A 24243-nucleotide genomic window follows, 5' to 3' on the forward strand; every position below is an offset into this window, starting at 1 on the left:
CATAGAAAAAATCTTATTTTCACCCTCAAACCTAATATAATCTTTTAAAAAAACAAAAGCCCTTCCCTAACTGGGAGGAGCTTTTGAGTTTAGATGAATTATGCTTCACCTTTAGCTTTTTTAATGATTTCTTCTTGTACTGATTTCGGTACATCTTCGTAGTGGTCAAATACCATCATGAAAGTACCACGTCCTTGAGTTGCAGAACGAAGGACAGTAGCGTAACCGAACATTTCAGCAAGTGGTACATAAGCGCGAACGATTTGGCTTGCACCGTGTGCTTCCATACCGTCAACACGTCCACGACGAGCAGTTACGTGACCCATAACGTCCCCAAGGTTTTCTTCAGGAACTGTGATGGTTACAAGCATCATTGGTTCAAGGATAGCTGGTTGTGCTGATTTAGCTGCTTCTTTAAGAGCAAGAGATGCAGCGATCTTGAAGGCAGTTTCAGATGAGTCGACATCGTGGTATGAACCATCATAAAGCTTCGCTTTCACGTCAACCATTGGGTAGCCAGCAAGGACACCGTTTGCCATAGATTCTTGAAGTCCTTTTTCTACTGCAGGGATGAATTCACGTGGAACCACACCACCGACGATAGCATTTTCGAACTCGAATCCTTTACCTTCTTCGTTTGGAGTAAATTCGATCCAAACATCACCAAACTGACCTTTACCACCAGATTGACGTTTGAAGAATCCACGTGCTTGTGTAGAAGCGCGGAATGTTTCACGGTAAGATACTTGAGGAGCACCAACGTTTGCTTCAACCTTGAATTCACGTTTCATACGGTCAACAAGGACATCCAAGTGCAACTCACCCATACCAGAGATAACTGTTTCACCAGTTTCAGGGTTTGTTTCAACACGGAATGTTGGATCTTCTTCAGCCAATTTTTGAAGGGCAATACCCATCTTATCTTGGTCTGCTTTAGATTTAGGCTCAACCATCAATTGGATAACTGGTTCTGGAACTTCGATTGACTCAAGGATAACTTTTGCTTTCTCATCAGTCAATGAGTCACCAGTTGTAGTATCTTTCAAACCAACAGCTGCAGCGATATCTCCAGAGTAAACTGTTTCAATTTCCATACGAGTGTTGGCGTGCATTTGAAGGATACGTCCGATACGTTCACGTTTACCTTTTGTAGTGTTCAATACATAAGAACCTGAGTTCAAGACACCTGAGTAAACACGGAAGAATGTCAAACGACCTACGAATGGGTCTGTCATGATCTTGAAGGCAAGCGCTGCAAATGGCTCTTCGTCAGATGCTGGACGTTCCACTTGTTCGTCTGTATCTGGGTCGATACCTTTAATCGCTGGGATATCAAGTGGGCTTGGAAGGTAGTCAAGGACTGCATCCAACATCAATTGAACCCCTTTGTTCTTGAAGGCTGAACCACACAATACTGGGAAGAATTCAACGTTGATAGTTGCTTTACGGATACCAGCTTTCAATTCTTCATTTGTGATTTCTTCACCTTCAAGGTATTTCATCATCAAATCTTCATCAGTTTCAGCAACTGCTTCGATCAATTTTTCACGGTATTCTTGAGCTTGTTCAAGGTATTCAGCTGGAATATCTTCTTCAAGAATATCAGTACCAAGGTCGTTGGTGTAGATTTCAGCTTTCATCTTGATCAAGTCGATGATTCCACGGAAGTCATCTTCTGAACCGATTGGCAATTGAATTGGGTGAGCATTTGCTTGAAGACGGTCATGAAGAGTGCTTACTGAGTAAAGGAAGTCAGCACCGATTTTATCCATCTTGTTGGCGAATACGATACGAGGAACTCCGTATTCAGTTGCTTGACGCCAAACTGTTTCTGTTTGAGGCTCAACACCTGATTGTGAGTCAAGAACGGTTACAGCACCGTCCAAAACACGGAGTGAACGTTGTACTTCGATAGTGAAGTCCACGTGTCCTGGTGTGTCGATGATGTTTACACGAGTGTCTTTCCATTGAGCTGTTGTCGCAGCAGATGTGATGGTGATACCACGTTCTTGCTCTTGCTCCATCCAGTCCATTTGTGACGCACCTTCGTGAGTTTCACCGATTTTATGAATCTTACCAGTGTAGTAAAGGATACGCTCAGTTGTAGTTGTTTTACCAGCATCGACGTGAGCCATGATACCGATATTACGAGTTTTTTCAAGTGAAAATTCGCGTGCCATGAGGTTTTGTTCTCCTATATTTTTTATTTCTATACTATTATAACATGATTTAACAAAAACGGATAGGCAGGACCTACCCGTTCTCATTGACTATCCTGTTTGATTGGTTTCAACTTACGAGATGATAAGTTGAATTGATCTCGAACTAAAGTTAGTTAGCCGATTTGAGCCGGAACGGGATGCTGTATGAAAAAGATAAACTTCCTTGTATTCATGGAATACTGCGTCAGTTTCCTATTTTCACCTTGCATCCCTGCCGTTCCTAGCATCATGATCTTACCAACGGAAGTGTGCGAAGGCACGGTTAGCTTCAGCCATACGGTGAGTGTCTTCACGTTTCTTAACTGCTGCACCAGTGTTGTTCGCTGCATCCAAGATTTCTTTTGCAAGGCGATCAACCATTGTGTGTTCACCACGTTGACGAGCGATGGTTACCAACCAACGAAGTCCAAGTGTTGTACGACGTTCTGGACGAACTTCAACTGGGACTTGGTAGTTAGAACCACCGACACGGCGAGCACGTACTTCAAGTACAGGCATGATGTTTTCCATAGCTGTTTCGAATACTTCAAGAGCATCGTTTCCAGTAGCTTCTTTAATTTGTTCGAAAGCTCCGTAAACGATTGAAGCAGCTGTACCACGTTTACCATCAAGCATAACGCGGTTGATAAGACGAGTAACTAATTGTGAATTGTAAAGCGGATCTGGCAATACATCGCGCTTTGGAGCTCTATTTTTACGACTCATTTCTCTTTATCCCCTTTCATTATGCTTTTGGACGTTTCGTACCGTATTTAGAACGGCCTTGTTTACGATCGTTAACACCTGCAGTATCAAGTGCACCACGGACGATATGGTAACGTACCCCTGGAAGGTCTTTTACACGTCCACCACGAAGAAGAACCACGCTGTGTTCTTGCAAGTTGTGTCCGATACCTGGGATGTAGGCAGTAACTTCGATCAAGTTGCTCAAACGTACACGAGCGAATTTACGAAGGGCAGAGTTCGGTTTTTTAGGTGTCATTGTTCCAACACGAGTTGCAACACCACGTTTTTGTGGTGAAGAAACGTTTGTTTGAACTTTTTTATGACTGTTGTAACCAACGTTCAAAGCTGGTGATTTAGATTTTTCTACTTTTGATTTACGCGGTTTGCGAACCAATTGGTTAATTGTAGGCATCTACATTCTCCTGTGATTTTTTTTTATTTTTGGTGATGATACACTTGGTGACAGCTACCATCTGTGTGTACTTTTGCAACATTTGTCAGCACGTCCCTGTACACTCTTGAGAGACCAAAAGTAAAAAGTACCGTCTATTATTATAACATGACGGCACTTTGATTGCAAGATATTTTTTTATTTTTTCAAGAAGTTAGAAAGGTTAATTATTGTCCTGTTTCAACTACTTCTTCTACCCCAGCTTCTGCAACTGGTGCATACTGTGGTTGTGGTTGTATTGGAACTGTCGCATTGCTTACACCCGCTTCTACGTTCGCATTGACATTTGCGTTCGCATTTGAATTCACATTGGCATTTGCATTAGCATCCGTTTGATTTTGCTGTGTAGTTGCTGCATCGCTTGTATAGGTAAGACCATAATAGTTCGCGATGTACTGGATACGAGCCTCAAGTGATTGCTTTTGAGTCGCATCTTTTACTTTCTTCACAGCAGTCTGGGCAGCATTTACAGACTCCTGACTTGGAGCCGTTTCCATTTGAACGACTGCTTTTTCTGCCGCTTCGATATTTTTCTTATCTTCCTTCTTTTCCTTTTCTTCCTTTGTTTCTTTTTTCACTGGAAGGGAACCTGTTTTTTTTGCAGGTTGGATCTCTGTCGTCACTTGGGCTGCTGTGTTCTTTTTGACTGTATACAAACCAGCGACTAAAATAAAGGATAGAGACAGAACTGTCACCAAGCGAATCCACAAAGGGCTATTATCAAATCGATCTAAAATTCTTTTCACTTTTTGATCCTCCTTTGTTCTTCTTAATCAAAGATATTCCCAATTTCGACGTTTAATTTGTTTTCTTTCACATCGATCTTGGTCACGCGCAATAAGGATTTGTGCTCAAAGAATTCACGGTCGGTTGAAGCATTATCTGCAAAGACTGCAACTCCTGCTAATTCAGAATCAAATTCAGACAAGAGGCTGACCATTCCGTTAATCGTTCCACCACCTTTTAGGAAGTCATCAACAATCAAGACCCGACTTCCTGCTTTTAGGCTACGTTTTGAAAGGAACATTTTTTCAATACGATCTCCACTGGAACCTGATACATAGTTGACACTGACGGTTGATCCTTCTGTGATTTTCAAGTCACGACGAACAATAACAAATGGAACATTCAAGACATTTGCAACTGCATTGGCTAGGGGAACCCCTTTAGTCGCAACAGTCATAACAGCATCGATCTTCTTATTACGGAAGGCTTTGGCAATGATGCGACCGATGCTATTTAAAATCTTTGGATTGCTCAATAGATCGGATAAATAAATGTAGCCACCTGGAAGAATACGATCACTTTCAGACAGCTGTTTACATAAATCTTCAACGATTTCTTTAGATTCCTCATCGGAGATAGACGGTGTAAAGACAACTCCTCCTCCAGCTCCTGTAATGGTTTCAATATTTCCGATCTCCATCTCTTCAAAAGCCCGTTTGATAATCACGATATCTTCTGAGATAGAGGATTTAGCCGACTCGTACTTTTCAGCAAAAGTATTGAGACTCGTTAATTCATAAGGATGATTGATCAAGTAATTAGAAATTACGACCATCCGTTCACTTCTTCTTAATTTCATTTTCTCACCATGTAGTTTTTTCTACCATTATACCATAAGAAGCGAAAAAAACGAACATTCTGATTTACAGAAGGCCGTTTTTCCCTAATTTTTTTCTTTTTTTTGGAATAGTTTCCGTATTTATCTCTATTTTTACTGATCGATATTCGGTTTATAGAAAGATCGGTTTTCCATAGCGAAAATCTTGTTGGTCATCTCACCGGGACCAACCAAACCTAGAGCTGTTGTCATCATCATCATCTCTGCATCCAAATTGTCGATCATATGAATAATCTCTGCTTCCATGATCTTTGGACGAACAGGACTACCGTATTCGAGTAATCCATGGTGACTCAAGATCACATGGCGAAGGACAATTACCTCTTCTTTTTGGTCATCAATCTTCAAGTCTTGCAAGACTTTGGTGATTTCTTCATCTATCAAAGCAATGTGACCAATGAGATTGCCCCGAACAGTGTATTCTGTATTTTCAGGGCCCGTTAACTCGATCACTTTAGCCAAGTCGTGCAACATAATCCCAGCAAAGAGCAAACTCTTATTCAACTGAGGATAGATATCGCCGATACTATCTGCCAAGCGGACCATGGTCGCTGTATGAAAAGCAAGACCTGCTTCAAAGGCATGGTGGTTAGTCTTGGCAGCTGGGTAGCTGTAAAACTCTTTCTCATATTTTCTATAGAGGGCACGGACAATCCGTTGCCAGACTGGATTTTCAATTTTGAAAATCATGTTTGACAGGTATTCATGCAATTCCTTAGGATCTACTGGTGGTTTTTCCTTGAAGTCTGCAGGATTGTTGGGTTCTCCTGCTTGTGGCAATCGCATGTTCAATTGATTGACCTGCGGAGTATTATTGTAGACCTCTCTGCGCCCAGACATGTGGACCACACGACCTGCTGTGAAGCTCTCCACATTATGGGGCTGAGCATCCCACAGTTTTCCTTCAATCGTGCCGGTCTCGTCCTGAAAGACGAAGGCTAAGTAATTCTTACCGGCGCGCGTCTGACGCACTTCTGCTGACTTGATCAAATAGAATCCTTCAAACAGCTCATCTTTTTTCATTTGGCTAATTTTGACCATCATCTTCTCCATCTTCTATGTATATATCTAGTCCCAGCAGGTCCTCATCACTTTCGATTTGGCGGAGCGTCCGCTCGATGGCACTGGTCCGTCTGGTTAGTAAATCATCAATATTATTGGAAGCATTCTTTAAATGCCGTTGGGTCTTGGCTAGAACACCTCCAAATTTATGGAATTCTGATTTGACAGATCCCAGTACTTTACTGATATCATCTGCACTCTTTTGAATATTGAGCGTCTTAAAACCAACAGACAAGGAGTTCAAAAGGGCGGATAGGGTGCTTGGACCAGCCACTAAAATTTGTTCTTCCCGACGCAAACGATCGAAAAATTCAGGATTTCGAACCACCTCTGAGTAGAGTCCTTCAGTCGGTAAAAAGAGAATCCCAAAATTGGTCGTCGCTGGTGGAAAGAGGTATTTTTGTTGGATATCTTTGGCAAAACGCTTGATACTAGCCAAAAGAGCCTTGCGGTAACGCTCGATCTCCTCTTTTTGCCCTGACTCATACGCCTCTTCCAGACGATAGTAGTCTTCCAATGGGAACTTAGAGTCAATCGGTAGATAGACTGGCTCCTCTCCTTGTCCCGGAAGCTTGATGGCATATTCCACGCGCTCACTGGACTGAGGAACTGTGATAAATTCCCGCTCATACTGGGTTGGCGTCAAGATATCTTCAATGATTTGGCCCAGTTGCAATTCGCCCATGATTCCACGAGTCTTGGTGTTGGAGAGAACTTTATTGAGGGTTCCAACATCCCGTGCAACTGACTGCATTTCCCCTAACCCTTTGTTGACCGATTCCAACTGTTTCGAAACGGTCTCAAAGGAGGTCTGCAAACGATGCTGCAAGGTTTTCTCCAATTTTTCTTCGACCGTTTGGCGCATTTGCTCTAGCCGCACTTCGTTGGACTCTTGAATCTGTCGCATGCGCTCATCTGTCTTGTCCCGATTTTTGGTAAAGTGCTCATTGATCTCAGCGCGCAGAGCTGTCGTTTGCTGGTGGATCTCCATCCGCATCTCGGTCAAGCGATCTGTCAGGGCAATCTCTAACTGCTGGTTGGCAATTTGACTCGCCTGTCTTTCTTTTTCAAAACGATAGTCTAACTGGTCTGACAAATGATCTTCATGGTCTTCTAACATCTCTCGTAGATCGGGTTGTGTAGCATCTGATCGTTGGAAAAGATAGATGAGAAGTCCCAGATTAAGCAGGCCAATCAGAAGCAGAATGATATTCATATTAACCTCTGTCTTTACTATAAACAATGACAAGATAGCCCCGATCAAGACTCACTTGAATTGCTTGATCCAAAAACTCATTGGAACCATACATAGCCTTCAAAAAATAATTCTCTGGATGGAGCGGATATTTGGCCCCTGTGATCTCTAAACGACCTTGTCCAACAGGCATAAAACCAACATAGGTCATGGTTGGATCTGGCTGGATCTCATGAGAGCCCGCAGGTCTGAAAACTAAGCGATTTTGCTCATCGACTAATTGAATCTGCTCCATATAGGGAGCTAGGTCTGGGTCGGTCGGCAAAAAGATATTAGACAAAAAGTGATCTAAGCGACCACCAAAGGCCCCATAAACGGTGACTGCAGCATCTGGATAGTCTTCAAAGACTGTTTTCAAAGCCAATTCCAAATCCGTATCGTTCTTTTCAGGGACGGATTGAACCACTTGCTTGGCTTGGGCCTGGATCTTGCGCAAATCAACCTCAGAGACGGAATCGAAATCCCCTACAGCTATATCTAAAGGCAAACCTTGTTTCAGTAGCTTCAAACAGCCCCCGTCAACACCGAGGTAAATATCTTGATTTTTTGGCAAGAGAGAGGAATCTCCACCTGCCACTACGACAATCTTAACCATTGATGGCATCTCGGAGGATTTGCACCCGCTCATTGACATCGCCATTAAAGACATAAGAGCCCGCTACAAAGACATTAGCCCCGGCTTCTTTTGCTTGGGAAATAGTTTGGCCATCAATTCCGCCATCGACTTCGATATCAAAGTCTAGGCCTTTCTCTTCACGAAGAGCCGCTAATTCGCGCACCTTGTCCATGGTTTCTGGCAGAAAGGCTTGGCCACCGAATCCTGGATTAACGGTCATGACCAAGACTTGATCCACCAAGTTCAAGACGTGTTTGATACTGTCTACAGGAGTTCCTGGATTAATCACAACACTAGCTTTCACACCGGCTTGACGAATTTTTTGAAGTGCTCCGTGGATATGAGGCGTCGCTTCTACGTGAATGCTGATGATATCCGCACCTGCACGGGCAAATTCTTCAATGTGGTGTTCGGGATTGGTCACCATCAAGTGGCAATCAAAGACCAACTTGCTATGTGGACGCATACTCTCTACGACTCCAGCCCCAAAGCTGATATTTGGCACAAAATGACCATCCATGACATCGATATGAGCATAGTCAGCTCCAGCTGCTTCTAAGCGTTTCAACTCACTTTCAAAATTAGCATAATCTGCACTCAAAATTGAGGGGGCTAGTTTCATTGTTTTCATTCTTCTATTGTCTCCTATTTTGGCATTTTTTTCGAAACCTTTTTGTAGGTTTCGCGACGGTTTTCAATCTCACTTAGAAATTGCAAGTAATCCTCATATCGGAAAGTCGAAATTTCTTCTGTTTCAACGGCTGGTTTCACCGCACAAGCAGGCTCATGTGTGTGGGTACAGGTACGGAATTTACAAGAGTGGCTCACGTCTGCGATCTCTGGGAAGGCTTGATTTAAATCTTCACTGGTCGTCACTTCATAATCAAGGGATGAAAAACCAGGGGTATCCGCAATCTTGCCACCATTTAGATAGTAAAAACTGACAGCTCGGGTCGTATGTCGACCGCGGCCTAAACTATCTGAGATTTCACCCGTTTCAAGTTCTAAATCTGGAGCGATTTTATTGAGCAAGGTTGATTTTCCGACACCGGTCTGTCCCATAAAGACAGTGGTTTTATCTGTCAAAAGTGGCAAGAGTTCCTCAATCGACAAGACAAAGTCATAGCCAATAGCCTGGTAGATTCCTTGGTAGTAGCGAATAGGCTCCAGATCTTCTAGCAAGTCTAGTTTGGAAATATAGACAATGGGATGAATTCCCTTATGCTCCAAAAGGACCAGAAAACGGTCTAAAAGATTGGCGTTGAAATCCGGCTCCTTAGCTGACATGATGACTACTGCCTGATCAATATTGACAATCGGAGGACGCACGAGGCTATTTTTTCGAGGCGCAATGCTCAAGATGTATCCTTCTGAATTCTCTTCAGCTGAAAACTCCACCTGATCCCCCACATAAGGAGTCTGTCCTTTTTTCCTAAAATTTCCACGAGCCCGTGTCTGGTAAATGTGACCGTCTGACTCTACATAGTAGAAGCCAGCCAAGGCCTTGACGATGGTTCCTTGCAAATCGCACTCCTTTGAGATTAATACTATCTATTATACCAAAAAATGAGAAATAAGGCTGGATTGCTTGATAAGAAAATCTGCCAGCACTTCCCGTAACAGGTTGTAGTCTCATATTGTTTATGGTTTTCCTGTTAGGGACTTTAATGTGATTCCTTTTTTTCTTTGGTATTTTTCCTAAAAAGTGTATAATAGAACTATGCGGAGGTGGTGGAACGGCAGACACGCATGCTTCAGGCGCATGTGCCCCTTCGGGCGTGAGGGTTCAAATCCCTTTCTCCGCATCTTGGAAAGGTGGCCCAGCTTGGTACGGCACCGGACTCGAAATCCGGCAAGTGGATTTTCTTCACGCGCGGGTTCAAATCCCGTCCTTTCCTTACGATACAAATAAGAGAGTGGGACAGAAATCGGTAATTCGTTAGAATTCGATTCCGTCGTCCCACCTCCGCATAGTTGAGTAGGGCTGTATAAGTTGATGAAATCAGCGTAGTAGAGCCCACTCAACCACTGCGTCTTGCACGACAATCCAACATCAAAAAGAGGCTAGGACTTTTGTCCCAGCCTCTTATTACTTATAAAACTTCTTTGAGACTTTCCTTAGGTGAGTACGGACGTTAGCGAACTTCTCCGAAGTTCCATAACTAATTTTTGAGCCTCAAGTCTCAAAAATTCCGAGAGCCTAAACTACCTTTTATTTAGGCTCTTTTCTCACAGCGGAAAGTCTCAATTTATAACCGATATCATTCGAAAACACGTAAAAAACATAGTGCTTCATAGTGTATTTAGAATTAAGAAAGAAGATTACGAACCTATGTCTTTTCTATTATTTTATTCCTGCTTCTAGAAGTCCGTCAGCCAAGCGGGCGAAGTCTTCTAAACTAAGGGCTTCTCCTCGTACAGAAGGTTGCAGGCCTGCAGCTTGGATTCCTGCTTCCAGTTTGGCTTTGATTTCTTCAGTCTTGCCAAAGCGACTGGTCAAATTGTTCCAAAGCGTCTTGCGACGGTGGACAAAGCTGGCCTTGCTGACAGAGAAGAAGAAATCTTCATCCTTGACGGTTACTGCTGGTTCTTCGCGACGCACCATCTTGAGGATGGCAGAGTCGACGTTTGGTGCTGGCACAAAGACGGTGCGAGGAACGATAAAGGCTACCTTAGCCGTCATATAGTATTGGACTGCAATGGACAAAGAACCATAAGCCTTGGTATTAGGTTCGGCTGAGATGCGGTCTGCCACCTCTTTTTGCATCATGACCACAAATTCTTGGAAAGGAATTTTGGATTCGATCAAATGCATGAGGATGGGAGTCGTAATGTAGTAAGGAAGGTTGGCAACTACTTTGATCGGAAGCTCTGGATTTTTAAACTCTGCGATGTACTGGTTGAGATCAACCTTGAGGATGTCTTGGTTGACCACCGTTACATTGTCAAAATCCCGCAAGGTATCGGCTAAGATAGGAACTAAGCGGTCATCAATCTCAAAGGCCATGACTTCTGCGGCATTTTCTGCCAAAAACTCTGTCAAAGCACCAATACCGGGACCAATTTCGATGACATTGACCTGCTTATCAATCTCAGCAGTATCCACAATCTTTTGAAGGATGTTGGTATCGGTCAAGAAGTTTTGACCGAAGGATTTTTTAAAGGTAAAGCCGTGACGCTCTAGCACTGCCTTGGTCACGCTATAATCTGCAATTCTCATTTTTTCTCTTTTCTAATCCGTTTAGTGTGAGATATACTCTCTCTTTTTTCTCCGCAGGCTAATCTAACAGTCTTCCACAAAGGCATTCTGCTCCGCTTGATAAACATAAGCCTCCCCGTTCTTATCTAAGATGGTTTCCAACAAGGGCTCCATTTCCAAGGCGTCTTCAAGACTGATAATGGTGATCTTAGATGAATCATCCAAATCTTCCTGGGACTCAAAGTTTGTAAAGAATTGCCAACCACTATCTTGTGGATGATGAGGTTCATCGTGAATGGCCCAATTAATCTCACGTCGTAGGAAGCAATCCTTGGTAATCATGGCTCCTTTTTGTGTATCAAGATTCAGCGGAGGAACCATCAGGCTTGCAATATGTTCCCGTGCAAAATCCAGCTCATCTCCAAGCTGGATGGAGGTAATATAAGCGGGTTGATTGGTTAAACGTCCTTTGAACTTCCCATCGTGGATTTCAGTGAGTTCGACCCACATACGCTCTGCTCGACACCCATTCTCCAAGACTGTATCTAGCACAAGGATAAGGCGAACCTGGTCCCCAAGCTTCAATTGGTTGATTTCTTCTTGGCTCGGAATCAAAAAATGTCGCGGGTTCTTATGGTGCTCTGCTTGAACATTCTCCAAAGAAAAGCCTATCTCTTTTTTCTTATCTTTAAATAGGTCGAACAATCCCATCTTCTACCTCTATCTCTTTTTTAATAACTAGCCATCGTTTCTTCAACTTGGGCCAAACAAATCCCAAACAACTCCAAGCGTTTGAGCAATTGCTTGCCATTGCAGTAGCCGATACGCAAGGCTTCTCCTAGATATTCCCGTCGTTTGCGACTGGCACTGCCCATCAACAGACCAAGACGCATCAGGTCAGTCTTGGTAATATCGAAAAAATACTCATCTTCATAAGAACCTACGAGTCCAGATAGGGCCTTCTCTAAGTCTTCAAAGCTGGCATGCTCCACTCCCAAGGAACGCCCCTTGGTTCTGGATTTTGGTACTGCTTCGCCACGATTTAAAAAGGCATGCTTGGCTTGCGGAATTTCTTGCATGATAATCTTACGAATGCGTTCCCCATTGTAATCCGGATCCGTAAAGACAATGACCCCACGCAACTCTTGCAAGATAGCAATTCGTTCTAGGTCATCCTGGTCAATCGCAGAGCCTCGGGTTTCATAAGTATCTACTTCATAAAACCGACGGAGATTAGCTGTGTCGTCCTTGCCCTCCACGACAATCACTTCGGGTATTATTCTTTTCTCAGTCAAGGCCAAATACCTTTCTTGCATTGTCATAGGTTGCTTGAGCAACTTCTTCTGTCGTCAAGCCACGTAGTTCTGCAATAAAGTCTACTACATAACGGGTGTAGGCTGTTTTATTTTCTCGGCCTCGCTTAGGAACTGGAGCTAAATAAGGAGCATCTGTTTCGACCAATATTTTGTCCAAAGGTAACTCTTTGGCTGCCTCCTGAATGTCTGTCGCTTTTTTAAAGGTTACCACTCCCGAAAAAGAGATCATCATTCCTAGATCCATGAAGCGCTTAGCGTCCTCCAAAGTCCCTGAGAAAGAATGCATGATCCCACCGCGTGGACCCACTCCTTCACTCTTGATGATGGCATAAGTGTCTTCTAGTGAATCACGGGTGTGAACCACAAAAGGTAAGTCCAGTTCCTTAGACAGCTGAATCTGACAACGGAAAACTTTCTCCTGTACTTCTTTAGGTGCTGTCATCCAGTGATAGTCCAGACCGATTTCTCCTAGCGCCACTACCTTGGGATGTTTCAATTGTTCAAGCAAGTAAGCCTCAACTTCAGGACTATAATCGGCCGCCTCAGTGGGATGCCACCCAAGCGTCAGATAGAGTTCTGGGTGCTGGTCTGCCAATTCTAATGCTCGCTCAATGGTCGGTTTGTCAAAACCAACGATATTGTGAGCTACAACCCCCATTTCCTTGGCCAAGTCGAGTTCTTCTTGTTCTTTTCCTGCGAATTCTTCCACATTGAGATGGGTGTGGGTATCAAAAATCTGCATGATCTTCCTTTTCTTCCGATTTTTTCTTCTTTCTATTATAGCAGAAAGCGCCTCTAAATTCACTTTCGGACAAAACAAAAACCAGTAGTCTCGAGTTTCTACTGGTTTTTAGTTTTTTATCTGAATTACGCAGCCAAAACTTTGCGTCCTTTACGACGACGAGCTGCCAATACGCGACGGCCATTTTTAGTTGCCATACGGTGACGGAAACCATGTTTGCGCGCACGACGAAGTTTACTTGGTTGATAAGTACGTTTCACGATGAATACCTCCTCATAGATTTTGTATTCGTTTAGCCGGCTAGTTGTGATCAGTTACTAAACATACTTTACTATTCTATCTGATTCGACTCTATTTGTCAATAGCTATGGCAAAATTGTTGCAAATATAGGCTAGACAAGACTTGCCTATCCTTGACGCGTCGCTAGATAATAGGGTTCTAGTGCTGTCATCGCGCTCTGGAGTTGATCCAAGACATCTTCGATAGATCCTACCTCAACTAAGGGAATGTCGTATTTGACCAGAACCTTGCGAACTACTCCATCTGCTACTGCTTGGAGAAGAGAGAGGCGATTCTTTTCTATTCCTTCGATCCTTCGACTCTCTCCATTTTCTTGAGCAAGATAATAGACTGGCTGAGAAATGGGAAGGGTGAGAACCTTGTGTTGCTTTTGAAGGCTCTGCTCATCTTTTTTTCGCTCGATAAAGCTCACCTCTAAGGAAACACCAAAATCAGCTGCATCTCCATAGAGCCTCAAGGCATACATGGGCTCTGCCAGAGTCCCTTCTCCTTTTAAATAGGCCCAAAAATGAGGCCTTAGGACCTGTCCCTGGTTCATCCACTGGCTGGTTCGCTCCTGCTCTAAGTAAGAATACCGTTTGTGAAAGGCTGAGACTAAATCCGTAAATTCCTTACGAGCCGCCTGCCCCATTGCGCGGTACTGTTCCATCTCTTGGGCTAACACTCCTGCCTTTTCTGGTGACTGGTATTTGATTCCTTGAAGCTTTAAAAACTCTCGAATCGCTGCAAATGCCATCTGTTTCCTTTCTACTCCTAACAAAAAGAGAGAGCGGTTCTATCCCGTCCCTCTCTCATGGGCAATAATAGCTAGATTATCCTTCGATGTCCACAACTACATAGCGGTTTGGTTCTTCCCCTTCAGAATAGCTAGTGACCCCTTCCATCTTGGAGACAATTCGGTGAATGATTTTACGTTCACTATTGGACATTGGATCGGTCTGTTGGGCTTGGCCATCCTCGAGGGCCCGTGTTGCTAACTTCTGAGCATAGCTTTGGAGAACTTCTGCACGATGCTCTACATAGTCATTGACATTAATGGTAATGTAAAAATTCTTTGAGTAGCGGTTATAGAGATAGTTTTGTGCCAAGAGTTGAAGAGCTTTCAAGACTTTACCATGGTAACCAATCACGCGCCCTGGCTCATTGGTATCGATCTGCATATTGACCGTACGACGGTTATGGCTACTTGAAAGCGTTGCATCGACATCCATCTCATCAACAACAGTTTGAACATAAGCAGTTACATCTGTGACAACTTCTTCGATGTCGTAGTTTTCTTCTACTTCAATACCAAGATTTGAGAAATCAGACTCGTTTGCTTCTTTTGCGACTGGTTCTTTAACCTTCTCAAGAATATGTTCATGCCCTTTTTCTTCCAGAACGGTGTCTGCTTCTTTATCATGTTTGAGGATTTCTGTCTTGATTTCTTCAGAGACAACTTCTCCTTCTTCTTCGACCTTTTTGATCGCTGCAACGACACGTCCTAAATCAACTGTTGCTTCACTTACGGTCTTAACCGGTTCGTTCTGCGCGTTAATTTCTTCTGGTACACCCTTTACAGCTTGTTGATTGGCTTTGACAACTGTTGTTTCTGCAATCGGTTCAATCTCTACTTGGGCTGGTTTTTTACCAAATAAGCCAAGAAAACCTTTCTTCTCACGAGCCACAACCGTAATATGTGCCTTCATACGGGGAATATCTAATTCGTTCAAGCCATTTTGGATAGCTTCTTCTACAGTTGCTCCGGTATATAGGACCATATGTCCACCTCTTTCTTATTTTCTTTTTTTCTGTGCTTTCTTTAAGGCACGACGTTTTTGTTTTTCTATTTCTCGAGTAGCTTGCTCTTTTGCTTCACGCTCTGCGATAATCTTGAATGGGTTGTTCAAGAGATAGGTTTGTCCGACTTGGTAAGCATTTGAAGTCACCCAGTATAGAGCAACCCCGCTGGCTGAGAACAAGGCGAAGAAGAAAATCATCACAGGCATCACATACATCATGGTTGTCGCACTCCCGTTACGCTCTGGCAGGGCTTTATTGGTCAACCAACTGCTGAAAAATGTGAAGAGGGCAGCAAGAAGAGGCAAGATATAAGTCGGGTCAATCGCTCCAAGGTCCAACCAAAGGAAGTGACCGACTTTAAGGAATTCCACACGGCTCAGCGCTTGGAATAGGGCCATCAAGACCGGCATCTGGATCAAGAGAGGAAGGAAGGCTGAAGATGTTTTGACACCTTTTTCCTTATAAAGGGCCCGCATCTCTTCAGAAAGCTTGGTCCGACTATCTAGATCCTTGCCAGGATACTTGGCTTGCAATTCCTTGAGTAAGGGTTGAATTTCTTGCATCTTGCGGGTTGAATTCATTTGATACTGGAAGAGAGGCAAGAGGACCGTCCGGATGACAATGGTAAAGACAATAATCCCAACACCGATACTGCCACCAAACGACAAGAAGCGGATGGCTTCTGCAAAGAAGTAGACGAAGCGTTCCCAACCACCTGTCGATTCGGCTGTCACTTGAGAGGTCCCACAAGCTGTCAAGACCATTAAGGCCGCTCCTAATAATCCAGTTAACTTCAGTTTCTTTTTCACATTATTCCCTTTCTTGGTAGACATGCGCTAATTTTAAGACATGTACAAGATTTTTCTCTACTTGATGGAAGTCGAGCTCCTCCACTCCTTTACGAGCAATGACGACAAAATCATCGGTCGTAAGGCAGGCTTGATGTTTGATTAAAACATGGCGAATCAAACGTTTGATGCGATTTCTAGTCACAGCATTTCCTAGTTTCTTACTAACAGACAGGCCGACTCGAAAATGCGGTTGGTCTTTGCTCAGACGGTAAATAACGAATTTCCGATTGGCAACATTTTGACCACTTTTAAAAATAGCATTAAAATCTTTGTCACGTTTGACGCGGTAGCTTTTTTTCAAACCTCCACTCCCTCTATTAAATTTATTCTATTATACCACATTTTCAAAAAAAACCAATCTCCCTTAGGAAATCGGTTGCTACTGGAATACGGATAAAAGTAATGGCAAGGTATAATAGAGATTGAGCAAGATATGGCCTAAAAGCGGAGAAAGAAGCGCCTTGCTCCGATAATAAAGAGTCCCAAAAATCAAACTCGGCAAGAGATAAATCATAAAAGCTCCTAGCGAAAAAGTATGATGGACAAAATGTAGCCCACTGTAGATGAGGGCAGGGAGCCAAATCTCTGCATAGATGGGCCAACCTTTAAAATAGGCATTTACCAAGGCCCCACGAAAGATCAACTCTTCTGTCACCGGTCGGATGATGACCATCGCGACCACTAGGATGACCACCCCTGTCGGGCTGATTTCTCGAGGAAAGAGACTCAAAACAGCTGCCCGTCCCTGAACAAAACCACTGATAAAGTAGTCCAACCAATAGACCAAACAAGCCGCAAAGATAGCTTCCAGCAAGGATTGAAGCGAGTTCTTCCCCCATAAAAACTGGGACTTCTTGGAAAAACGGTAGACCAAAAATCCTGTAAAGACTGCATAGATGGTCTCCAAGCCAAATAAGGTCCAATAATAACTATTTGCGCTCGCTAAGCTATTAGAAACATATTGGGCCAAGGGACGAAATTGGGGCCGGATATAAAAATAAAACAAGAGGAGAAAGAGGGGGTAAAGCAGAGAGAGCTTTTTTTTAATAAATTTCATAGATACCTTTCCTAGAGAATGACAGATCGTATAGTGCATCTTACCATAATCATAACAAGGTTTCAACGAAAAAGGATGCCGTCCTAGTCTCTAAGATAAACCACATATCCCCCCAATACAGCGACTAAAATCAAGAGACATAGAAGAGTTTCCATCCATACGAGACCTGTCAAAAAAGGAATCTGTAGCAGACCTTGAGCCATTTTCAGAGAGGTCGCTGTGATAACGGTTGGAAAGGTAAGAGCTGAAAAAGCAGGTTGAAAGCCTTCTTTGATCATTCTAGGGAGGCGCGTCAAAACAAAGAAATAAAAAGCTTGCGAGACCACCACCATGATCAGTAAGATCCAAGAGGGAAGTCCCCCTCCCTCCACCCGAACCAGGGCAGCTAAAAGAAGAGAAAAGGGAGCACAATAGATACCTTCTTGTCCCAATAAGTGGCTCGGTAAGGGATTGCTTTTCAAATCCTGATAGATAAGCGGGTACAGACACAAGGTCAAAATAAAGCCAAACCCCAGGGTAAGATAGGCTAGCTCCATCACTCCTACCACCGGATAGGTCAAGGCTGCCACTGCAATACCCACATAGAGAACCGTCCAACTCGGAGTAGCCTTGGCCCTTGGTCGCGCCATGACATGGGTCTTAGTAAAATAGAGAATCAGACACAGATCCAAAAGGAAAGCGAACCACCAAACCAACTGAGATAGACCTCCAAAGGCGGGAAAGAGGCGAAAAAGATAAGTGGATAGAATCATCCCTGCCATGGGAAAGGTCGCCATCCCAGATAACAGGGCTGGCTGTTGGAGTTCTCTCTTGCTTTCTTGCCAGCGAATCACATGATAAACTAAAAAGAAAAACCAGAGCAATAAACCTGTTAGACTGAAGGCATGACCCAGAAGGGGTAGCGAGTCTGCAAGAAGGTTTCCAGCACCACCCAAACCTAACAGACAACCTGAAAATACTAAAGGAATCTTTTTCATATTGATCTCCCATCATTTTGTCGCTTTCAGTATACCATAAAAGAGAGGGATGCATGATAAAAAAAGAAGTTGGAGAATACCAACTTCTTTTAGAATGTAATCTACCTGTTTCTTACATAATACAACCTAAATGATACTTAAAAATTTAAAAAGATATCAACTATTAGGCTCACTTAGACATCTACTGAAACTTTCCGACGTGAGATAAGTGCTAGAAACATTCTTGTTTCTAGCACTCGGGAGTTTTGGAACCTTAGGTCCAAAACTAAGTCATGGAACTTCCTCGAAGTTCGCTGACGTCCGTACTCACCTAAGGAAAGTTTATAAGATGACTCTATCTACAATTTGAAAGAAGTTGGAGAATACCAACTTCTTTTATCCATTCTATTAGAAACTAGGCCTGTACGACCATCATATAAAGAAACAAGGATAAGAGAAAGACGATACTAACAACCAGGGTCGCTAACTTAAGCCCTCGGTGGGAGCGCCAATAGCTTGGTTTTCCTAAGTTACTGGTTGCATCTGTTGACAAGGACTGTTGTTGACGCGGTTGCAGAGTAATGAGGACTACTAGCGCCAACGATAGGAACGCGACGACAATCGCAAATACCATTTCCATATTAGGATCCTCCCAACACTCTCAAGAGGGTAAAAATAACTCCCAGCAAAATGACCAAACCAATGACCACGTTAAAGATGACATTGATTTTTTCAGAACGCGTCGTCTTTTCTTTCTCGGCTGGACGGCGTTTAAGAGACTCCATCCGGCCTTCTACTTCTTTGTAAAATAAATCTTTCTTACGATCACTCACTGTGTCCACCTATCCCTTCTTGCAAGCGAGTTTTGAAATCAGCTGGCTCGATGCTACTTGATTGGGCAATTTGTTGTGCCACTGCTTCTCGATAGCTATCAACTGATTGGTAGATTTCCTTGATACGGGCTACCATATCTGCTTCTTTTCCTTGGTCAAAGATATTAGCTTGCGCTAGGAAGTGGCGATCATGCAGAGTGTGACTAAAGGCAAGAATAACTTGCTGGTGTTCAAAGGCCTTACGGACAATTCCTTGCACTTCTGCATAGTGATTGATATCTAGATAAATACTAGAAACCTTGAGCAATTCTTTGATCCGTTCTTGGCTGATGTTTTGATACAAGACCACATTTGGATAGCGGACCATGGACAAGAGACTCGCAGACATCTCTGTCAAAGCCGCTACACGGAAGGTCACATTCGGCAAGTTTTCTACTAGGTAGGTCAAGGCTTCGATCTGATCCGAGTTAGTCAAGACAAAGGCATCTTTGCGGATATCATCTTTCACCTTGAAGTCATACAGGTAGCCAAGAGAAGCAAAGTAGGCGTGCTGGTCTTGTGAGGTCAACTGCAATGCGCGATGGTAGGTTGCATTTTGTGGAATCAAGATCTTCTTGGTCCGGATTTCTGGGCTATTTAGAATCAACTGCATGTTGCCTGGAAGACTATCATGAAGAGGTTCTTGCCATACCAAGACGTCGCGCCCTTTGATCCCTTTATTGCCCAACTGAAGACTAATGCTAAAGGAGGTGGCAAGGGTATTGTAGACCAATCCATCCAAATCAAAACCACGATGCTCTAGATAAAAGACAAAATATTCTAAGCGATTCTTGAAAATTCGCATAGGTTGATGGTCCAAGGTCAAGATCAAATCCCCTGTTTGGTGATTCTCTGTCAAGCGCTCGATATCCCCTTCAAAATAAGTGGTTACCAATTGCTGGCCTTGATCGCCACAGGTTGTCACGGCAATCTTACGACCGTATTGGTCATAGCGCTCGATCATGACCACTTGCCCCTTATCATCCAACCACTCCAGGCGCTCAACGATGCGTTTATAAGAAGCTGTATGGTAAGCAATCCGAGCCTTTTCCTGACCATAGTAGGTCACTTTTCCCGAACTGTTATCCCCAGAAACTTCCCAGAAATCAGGCACTGGTACTTCATTAAAGTAGCGTCCGCGCTTCTCCCCTTTTGGTTGGCCTAAGAAATAGATGAATGGCGATTCAACACCGTCAGGCAGGAAACCGTTTGGCTCTAAAACAACAGTCGGATGGTTAAAGCCAGACTCTCTCATAGAGTGGAGCAAGTCTTGGCTTTCACGAGAATAGCTATCAAATACGTTCAGCATGTGTCACCTCTTCTATCAATTGTGCCCAAGCTTCTTCTACTCGGCTGGTCAAAAAGTCCTCTGCACGCGCATAAGATGCTTGACGCATGCTGGCTAGATCATCTTTTTTGTATAGCTGGATGATTTTTTCCGCAAAGGCAGAAGCGATATGGTCTACTACTTGGTCTGCTGATGGTGGAATGAGATAGCCATTTTTCCCTTCTGTGACAAAGGTTTGGTTGCCATAAGGAACATCAAAACCGATAATCGGAAGGCCAGAACCAATCGCCTCCATCAAGGTCAACCCAAAGCCTTCACTGGTCGATGCTGACAGGTAAACCTCATAATTCTTATAAATTCCCTCGAGATTGGCATGCCCTTTGAGATGGATATAGTCTGCCGCCCCCAATTCATCAATTAGAGAACGCAGCTTGCCTTCCTCTCCACCTTTTCCATAGATGTCAAAGGACAGCTCTGGCAATTCTTTTTTGGCACGAACCACTGCTCGCACCAACCAGTCAATATGCTTTTCAGTCGCCAAACGAGAGGCTGTGATCATAGAAAATGGGGTGCGGTTTTCGTTTTGCGGCAAGCTTGCAAGACTCCCAACTGGAATGGTATAGATGGCCGGCTGATGGTTGGTGTATTTGGCAAACTGCTCGGCCAAGATTTCTTTTTGGCGGTCGGTCGCAACAATAAAGAAGTCCACCTTGTCTGCATTGGTAAATTGGTACTCGTAGTAGTTGTTCCACAGGATATACTGATCGTCGACATTATTGGCACTGAAGTGCTCTGCATGAACGACCACACCCAGGCGGGCCTTTTGCGCTTCTTCAAAGATAGGCTGACCGATGTTGGTTTCCCGATCCAAAATCACCAGATCTTGTTTGGTCAATTGAAGAGTTTGCATGAAGTAGCGGATCAATTCTTGGCGACCAACCAGATAGCGATCTGGGAAACGATAAACCTCTCGGCCATCTGCCATCTGCATGCTGTAGGCAACCGTCCCGTCTTCGTTGTAAAAACGGCGCTCAATCAAGTTAGCTTGGTTGTTCTTAGGAATGAAATACTCTGTACAATAGCGGGTATAGGAGAAATAATCCTTTCTCACCAAGATTCCTCTAGACACATACTCGCAGCGTTCGACATAGGGACTGTTTTCAGACCGCAAGTAGCAGGTCAAAAAATTGTCCTGGTCCTCATAAAAGAAGCGCTTGATCTTGCCGTCGACTTCTTCACGAGTCGGTTTCCCGGTAAATCCTGCTAAGACCTGATCAATGGTATAAGTGGTTGGTGCAATCTTAATATCTGTAAAATGGCTGTAGAGCCAGATGATTTCATCATTTTTAAAACCGATATTTTCTGTCAAATGCTGGATATTATCGGCTAGAATCATATCCATAAAAACAAATTTAGCTGGTTGATGGATATTGCGTAACAACTGGGCCCGGTAGGCTTGGGCGTACTCAACACCACTACTGGCCCAACCGATTCCAAGGTTGATATTGTATACTGTCATAATGTCCTCTTTTATGGGAAATGCAAGACAATTTCCCCTTTTTTATTGATTTCTACTCGACTCAGTAAAAGATTGCGGACCATTTGCTCTTTGGCCGCCCCTTTCATTCGATCAAAGGATTGGTAGGCTTCTTGGAAAAATTCTACCAAAGGATTTTTCTGACTGGTGTATTGACCAGAGAGAGCCATCCGCAATTGTTGCAGATAGTCTACCTGCTCTACCCAGTTTTCATCGATGGCTTTTAAGATGGCCATACGTTGGAACTGTGCGATCACCTCATCGGTGCCTAAGACCTCATACTTGGCCTCTAACTCACTTTTAGCAATTTCCCACAAGAAATTTTCTTTTGCTTTCTTGCTACGGAAGGTTTGGTGGGCTTTTTCAGGATCCACCTGGTAGCTGACATTGTCTAAAATATAGCGATAAAAGGCTACTGGTTCCTTGTATTCTTTTTTGTGGACTACGCTTGAAAAGACGGAACGAAGCGCTTTTTCAACGATAGCATCCAAGCGGCCTTCTTGCTTGATCAAACGATCGCGCTCTTCGTAAACAATCGCACGCTGAATGTTCATGCTTTCCGCAAATTCTAGCGTCATCCGACGACTGGCCTGACCAGAACTTTCACTAGCATTTTGAGCTCGTTCCACCAAGTTTCTATACTTGCGCTTAGTCAGAGCTTTGGCTGAACCAATCCGCTCATCCACATCATAGTCTTGATAGGTATCCTGGATCCAGTCTGGTCCCCAGTTTTTCATCAAATCGTCTTCTAAAGAGACAAAGAACTTGGTCAAACCGGGATCTCCTTGACGACCTGAACGCCCACGAATTTGAAGGTCAATCCGCTGGTTCATCATCCGCTCAGTCCCTACAACTACTAAACCACCTAACTCAGCGACTCCTGGTCCCAACTTGATATCGGTTCCCCGACCGGCCATTGAGGTCGCAACTGTCACCGCTCCTTTTCGACCTGATTCTTTAATGATCTGAGCCTCTCGGGGAGCATTGTTGGCATTAAGAAGATTGTGAGGAATTCCTTCACGCAAGAGAAGATTCGAATAAAGAATCGACATTTCAACCGATCCGGCAAAGACCAGAATCGGATTACCTTTTTCGTGGATTTTCTTCACATAGTCCAAAGAAGCCACGATTTTCTCTGGCAAAGTTTGATAGATTTCATCCGGTAAATCCTTACGGATCTTCTTGCGATTGGTTGGAATCTTGATCACTGACATGGCATAGGTATCGAGAAATTCTGCCTCAGCAACCTTCCCAGTCCCCGTCATGCCTCCCAACTTCCGAAACATCTTAAAGAGGTTTTGGTAAGTAATAGAAGCCATAGCCCGTGTTTCTTGGGTGAGTTTGAGACCTTCTTTGGCTTCAATCGCCTGGTGGAGTCCTCCTTGCAAGCGGGTCATTTCCATCAAGCGACCCGTCGCCTGGTCTAGCAAAACAATCTCAGGTTGTCCTTCGACATTAGGATGGATGACATAGTCCTTATCCTTAATAAAGTTTTTATTGGCCTGCAGGGCTAGGCTGATATGGCGGACCAAGTCACGGTATTGGGGATCATAGAGATTGGGAATGGCAAGAAAAGCTTCTGCTGCATGAGCTCCCTTTCGAGTCAACCAAACCCGTTTCTTTTCTTCGTCAAACTTGAAGTCTTCCCCCTCTTTGAAGGTTTGGATCAGAGTGTCAATAATCCCATAAAGGTTGGACTGGACCCGAGGAGAACCAGAAATAATCAAGGGGGTCTGAGCACTATCTAGGAGCACCGAATCAATCTCATCGACAATGGCGTAATTGAAGTCAGCTAAAAATTGTCCATCTGCAGAAGCGGTCAAATTCTCTGTTAGATAGTCAAAGCCCAGACTGGTATTGGTCGTATAAATGACATCTGAGCGATAGATCTCACGTTTGACTTCTGGATCTAACTCTTCGTCTTCAGATTGTTTTAAAGGTACGCCGACCGTCAAACCTAAGAAACGATAGACCTGTCCCATTTCTTCTGCATCCCGAGTTGCCAGATAGGTATTGGTCGTAATAACCATAACCCCTTTGCCCTCTAGAGCATTGAGATAAACTGGCATAGTTGCCGTCAAGGTCTTCCCTTCACCGGTATTCATTTCAGCGACATTTCCCTGATGCAGGACAATCCCTCCCATGACTTGCACGTCATAAGGAAACATACCCAAGACCCGTTTATCGGCTTCACGCGCAACAGCAAATGCTTCTGGCAAGAGATCATCCAAGGTCTCGCCCTCTGCTAGACGTTCCCGAAATTCTGCAGTCTTCTCCTGTAGTTGTCGATCCGTCAAGCGGGCCATGTCATCCTTCCAGCTATTGACTTCTTTTAAGATTTTTTTGATGTTTCTTAATTTAACGTAATCCAATGTGATCCTCTTTT

Annotated in this window: 26 protein-coding genes and 2 tRNA genes; 2 read left to right on the forward strand and 26 right to left on the reverse strand. The window is 43.8% G+C overall.

What is annotated here, in order from left to right:
• Nucleotides 1-98: 98 nt before the first annotated feature.
• The 10 genes from fusA to rsgA all read right to left on the reverse strand — a co-directional run bounded on the left by fusA (nt 99) and on the right by rsgA (nt 9480).
• Nucleotides 99-2180: an elongation factor G gene (fusA, locus tag HMPREF9186_RS05145; protein WP_009731747.1), complete on the reverse strand. Its 2082-nt coding sequence runs from the start codon at nt 2178-2180 to the stop codon at nt 99-101.
• Nucleotides 2181-2456: 276 nt separating this feature from the next.
• Nucleotides 2457-2927, reverse strand: a complete 471-nt coding sequence (rpsG, locus tag HMPREF9186_RS05150) for a 30S ribosomal protein S7 (protein WP_003003105.1) — start codon at nt 2925-2927, stop codon at nt 2457-2459.
• A gap of 19 nt (nt 2928-2946) precedes the next feature.
• Nucleotides 2947-3360, reverse strand: coding sequence for a 30S ribosomal protein S12 (rpsL, locus tag HMPREF9186_RS05155; protein WP_001142332.1), 414 nt, complete (start codon nt 3358-3360; stop codon nt 2947-2949).
• 206 nt (nt 3361-3566) lie between these two features.
• A complete protein-coding gene (locus HMPREF9186_RS05160) occupies nt 3567-4145 on the reverse strand; it encodes a hypothetical protein (RefSeq protein WP_009731748.1) in 579 nt (192 codons plus the stop codon).
• Between the two features lie 23 nt (nt 4146-4168).
• Nucleotides 4169-4984, reverse strand: coding sequence for a pur operon repressor (gene purR / locus HMPREF9186_RS05165; protein WP_037613949.1), 816 nt, complete (start codon nt 4982-4984; stop codon nt 4169-4171).
• 132 nt (nt 4985-5116) lie between these two features.
• Nucleotides 5117-6064, reverse strand: coding sequence for a 3'-5' exoribonuclease YhaM family protein (locus HMPREF9186_RS05170; protein ID WP_009731750.1), 948 nt, complete (start codon nt 6062-6064; stop codon nt 5117-5119).
• Nucleotides 6051-7301, reverse strand: a complete 1251-nt coding sequence (locus HMPREF9186_RS05175; protein WP_009731751.1) for a DNA recombination protein RmuC — start codon at nt 7299-7301, stop codon at nt 6051-6053. The genes HMPREF9186_RS05170 and HMPREF9186_RS05175 overlap by 14 nt, the downstream gene beginning before the upstream one ends.
• A gap of 1 nt (nt 7302) precedes the next feature.
• Nucleotides 7303-7935 carry a thiamine diphosphokinase gene (locus HMPREF9186_RS05180; RefSeq protein WP_009731752.1) on the reverse strand — a complete coding sequence of 211 codons (633 nt, stop codon included), beginning with the start codon at nt 7933-7935 and terminating at the stop codon, nt 7303-7305.
• The gene (gene rpe, locus HMPREF9186_RS05185; RefSeq protein WP_009731753.1) at nt 7928-8587 is read right to left on the reverse strand and encodes a ribulose-phosphate 3-epimerase; all 660 of its coding nucleotides are present in this window, start codon (nt 8585-8587) and stop codon (nt 7928-7930) included. The genes HMPREF9186_RS05180 and rpe overlap by 8 nt, the downstream gene beginning before the upstream one ends.
• Nucleotides 8588-8601: 14 nt before the next feature.
• Entirely contained in the window at nt 8602-9480 is an 879-nt protein-coding gene (rsgA, locus tag HMPREF9186_RS05190) for a ribosome small subunit-dependent GTPase A (RefSeq protein ID WP_009731754.1), read from the reverse strand.
• A 198-nt stretch (nt 9481-9678) separates the two neighbouring features.
• On the opposite strand from rsgA, the gene HMPREF9186_RS05195 reads away from it, so the two are divergent.
• A tRNA-Leu gene (locus HMPREF9186_RS05195) sits at nt 9679-9761 on the forward strand.
• A 4-nt stretch (nt 9762-9765) separates the two neighbouring features.
• Nucleotides 9766-9854 (forward strand) — tRNA-Ser (locus HMPREF9186_RS05200).
• A 446-nt stretch (nt 9855-10300) separates the two neighbouring features.
• Here HMPREF9186_RS05200 and rsmA read toward each other — a convergent pair.
• The 16 genes from rsmA to secA2 form a co-directional block, all read right to left on the reverse strand.
• The gene (gene rsmA / locus HMPREF9186_RS05205; RefSeq protein WP_009731755.1) at nt 10301-11176 is read right to left on the reverse strand and encodes a 16S rRNA (adenine(1518)-N(6)/adenine(1519)-N(6))-dimethyltransferase RsmA; all 876 of its coding nucleotides are present in this window, start codon (nt 11174-11176) and stop codon (nt 10301-10303) included.
• 63 nt (nt 11177-11239) lie between these two features.
• Nucleotides 11240-11866: an immunity protein Imm33 domain-containing protein gene (locus HMPREF9186_RS05210; RefSeq protein WP_009731756.1), complete on the reverse strand. Its 627-nt coding sequence runs from the start codon at nt 11864-11866 to the stop codon at nt 11240-11242.
• A gap of 20 nt (nt 11867-11886) precedes the next feature.
• Entirely contained in the window at nt 11887-12471 is a 585-nt protein-coding gene (rnmV, locus tag HMPREF9186_RS05215; protein ID WP_198006035.1) for a ribonuclease M5, read from the reverse strand.
• Nucleotides 12443-13213 (reverse strand): TatD family hydrolase, encoded by a 771-nt coding sequence (locus HMPREF9186_RS05220; RefSeq protein ID WP_009731758.1) that lies wholly within the window; start codon nt 13211-13213, stop codon nt 12443-12445. Before HMPREF9186_RS05220 ends, rnmV begins: the two co-directional genes overlap by 29 nt.
• A 125-nt stretch (nt 13214-13338) precedes the next feature.
• The gene (gene rpmH, locus HMPREF9186_RS05225; RefSeq protein ID WP_003003086.1) at nt 13339-13473 is read right to left on the reverse strand and encodes a 50S ribosomal protein L34; all 135 of its coding nucleotides are present in this window, start codon (nt 13471-13473) and stop codon (nt 13339-13341) included.
• A gap of 147 nt (nt 13474-13620) precedes the next feature.
• A complete protein-coding gene (locus HMPREF9186_RS05230; RefSeq protein WP_009731759.1) occupies nt 13621-14250 on the reverse strand; it encodes a hypothetical protein in 630 nt (209 codons plus the stop codon).
• Between the two features lie 76 nt (nt 14251-14326).
• The gene (jag, locus tag HMPREF9186_RS05235; protein WP_009731760.1) at nt 14327-15274 is read right to left on the reverse strand and encodes an RNA-binding cell elongation regulator Jag/EloR; all 948 of its coding nucleotides are present in this window, start codon (nt 15272-15274) and stop codon (nt 14327-14329) included.
• A gap of 15 nt (nt 15275-15289) precedes the next feature.
• Nucleotides 15290-16105 carry a YidC/Oxa1 family membrane protein insertase gene (locus HMPREF9186_RS05240; protein ID WP_037613952.1) on the reverse strand — a complete coding sequence of 272 codons (816 nt, stop codon included), beginning with the start codon at nt 16103-16105 and terminating at the stop codon, nt 15290-15292.
• A 1-nt stretch (nt 16106) separates the two neighbouring features.
• A complete protein-coding gene (gene rnpA / locus HMPREF9186_RS05245; protein WP_009731762.1) occupies nt 16107-16448 on the reverse strand; it encodes a ribonuclease P protein component in 342 nt (113 codons plus the stop codon).
• A gap of 78 nt (nt 16449-16526) precedes the next feature.
• Nucleotides 16527-17204 (reverse strand): CPBP family intramembrane glutamic endopeptidase, encoded by a 678-nt coding sequence (locus tag HMPREF9186_RS05250; RefSeq protein WP_009731763.1) that lies wholly within the window; start codon nt 17202-17204, stop codon nt 16527-16529.
• 83 nt (nt 17205-17287) lie between these two features.
• Nucleotides 17288-18181 (reverse strand): TDT family transporter, encoded by an 894-nt coding sequence (locus HMPREF9186_RS05255; protein ID WP_009731764.1) that lies wholly within the window; start codon nt 18179-18181, stop codon nt 17288-17290.
• A 394-nt stretch (nt 18182-18575) separates the two neighbouring features.
• Complete coding sequence (asp5, locus tag HMPREF9186_RS05260) at nt 18576-18800, reverse strand: accessory Sec system protein Asp5 (protein WP_009731765.1); 225 nt, start codon at nt 18798-18800, stop codon at nt 18576-18578.
• 1 nt (nt 18801) lies between these two features.
• Nucleotides 18802-18993, reverse strand: coding sequence for an accessory Sec system protein Asp4 (asp4, locus tag HMPREF9186_RS05265; RefSeq protein ID WP_037613955.1), 192 nt, complete (start codon nt 18991-18993; stop codon nt 18802-18804).
• Entirely contained in the window at nt 18986-20341 is a 1356-nt protein-coding gene (gene gtfB / locus HMPREF9186_RS05270) for an accessory Sec system glycosylation chaperone GtfB (RefSeq protein ID WP_009731767.1), read from the reverse strand. Before gtfB ends, asp4 begins: the two co-directional genes overlap by 8 nt.
• Nucleotides 20325-21839, reverse strand: a complete 1515-nt coding sequence (gtfA, locus tag HMPREF9186_RS05275) for an accessory Sec system glycosyltransferase GtfA (protein ID WP_009731768.1) — start codon at nt 21837-21839, stop codon at nt 20325-20327. Before gtfA ends, gtfB begins: the two co-directional genes overlap by 17 nt.
• A gap of 11 nt (nt 21840-21850) precedes the next feature.
• Nucleotides 21851-24235: an accessory Sec system translocase SecA2 gene (gene secA2 / locus HMPREF9186_RS05280; RefSeq protein WP_083890002.1), complete on the reverse strand. Its 2385-nt coding sequence runs from the start codon at nt 24233-24235 to the stop codon at nt 21851-21853.
• Nucleotides 24236-24243 lie beyond the last annotated feature (8 nt).

This window comes from Streptococcus sp. F0442, assembly GCF_000314795.2.
Classification (GTDB): Bacteria; Bacillota; Bacilli; order Lactobacillales; family Streptococcaceae; genus Streptococcus.

Excerpts from the sequence above, each read along its gene's own strand:
- purR (WP_037613949.1), bottom strand. The coding sequence starts at position 4,984 with ATGAAATTAAGAAGAAGTGAACGGATGGTCGTAATTTCTAATTACTTG.
- gtfA (WP_009731768.1), bottom strand. The coding sequence starts at position 21,839 with ATGACAGTATACAATATCAACCTTGGAATCGGTTGGGCCAGTAGTGGT.
- HMPREF9186_RS05180 (WP_009731752.1), bottom strand. The coding sequence starts at position 7,935 with ATGGTTAAGATTGTCGTAGTGGCAGGTGGAGATTCCTCTCTCTTGCCA.
- HMPREF9186_RS05220 (WP_009731758.1), bottom strand. The coding sequence starts at position 13,213 with ATGCAGATTTTTGATACCCACACCCATCTCAATGTGGAAGAATTCGCA.
- HMPREF9186_RS05230 (WP_009731759.1), bottom strand. The coding sequence starts at position 14,250 with ATGGCATTTGCAGCGATTCGAGAGTTTTTAAAGCTTCAAGGAATCAAA.
- HMPREF9186_RS05210 (WP_009731756.1), bottom strand. The coding sequence starts at position 11,866 with ATGGGATTGTTCGACCTATTTAAAGATAAGAAAAAAGAGATAGGCTTT.
- asp5 (WP_009731765.1), bottom strand. The coding sequence starts at position 18,800 with ATGGAAATGGTATTTGCGATTGTCGTCGCGTTCCTATCGTTGGCGCTA.
- HMPREF9186_RS05250 (WP_009731763.1), bottom strand. The coding sequence starts at position 17,204 with ATGAAATTTATTAAAAAAAAGCTCTCTCTGCTTTACCCCCTCTTTCTC.
- rpe (WP_009731753.1), bottom strand. The coding sequence starts at position 8,587 with ATGAAAACAATGAAACTAGCCCCCTCAATTTTGAGTGCAGATTATGCT.
- HMPREF9186_RS05170 (WP_009731750.1), bottom strand. The coding sequence starts at position 6,064 with ATGGTCAAAATTAGCCAAATGAAAAAAGATGAGCTGTTTGAAGGATTC.
- fusA (WP_009731747.1), bottom strand. The coding sequence starts at position 2,180 with ATGGCACGCGAATTTTCACTTGAAAAAACTCGTAATATCGGTATCATG.
- gtfB (WP_009731767.1), bottom strand. The coding sequence starts at position 20,341 with ATGCTGAACGTATTTGATAGCTATTCTCGTGAAAGCCAAGACTTGCTC.
- rsmA (WP_009731755.1), bottom strand. The coding sequence starts at position 11,176 with ATGAGAATTGCAGATTATAGCGTGACCAAGGCAGTGCTAGAGCGTCAC.
- rpsG (WP_003003105.1), bottom strand. The coding sequence starts at position 2,927 with ATGAGTCGTAAAAATAGAGCTCCAAAGCGCGATGTATTGCCAGATCCG.
- rpsL (WP_001142332.1), bottom strand. The coding sequence starts at position 3,360 with ATGCCTACAATTAACCAATTGGTTCGCAAACCGCGTAAATCAAAAGTA.
- HMPREF9186_RS05255 (WP_009731764.1), bottom strand. The coding sequence starts at position 18,181 with ATGAAAAAGATTCCTTTAGTATTTTCAGGTTGTCTGTTAGGTTTGGGT.
- rnmV (WP_198006035.1), bottom strand. The coding sequence starts at position 12,471 with ATGCAAGAAAGGTATTTGGCCTTGACTGAGAAAAGAATAATACCCGAA.
- jag (WP_009731760.1), bottom strand. The coding sequence starts at position 15,274 with ATGGTCCTATATACCGGAGCAACTGTAGAAGAAGCTATCCAAAATGGC.
- HMPREF9186_RS05175 (WP_009731751.1), bottom strand. The coding sequence starts at position 7,301 with ATGAATATCATTCTGCTTCTGATTGGCCTGCTTAATCTGGGACTTCTC.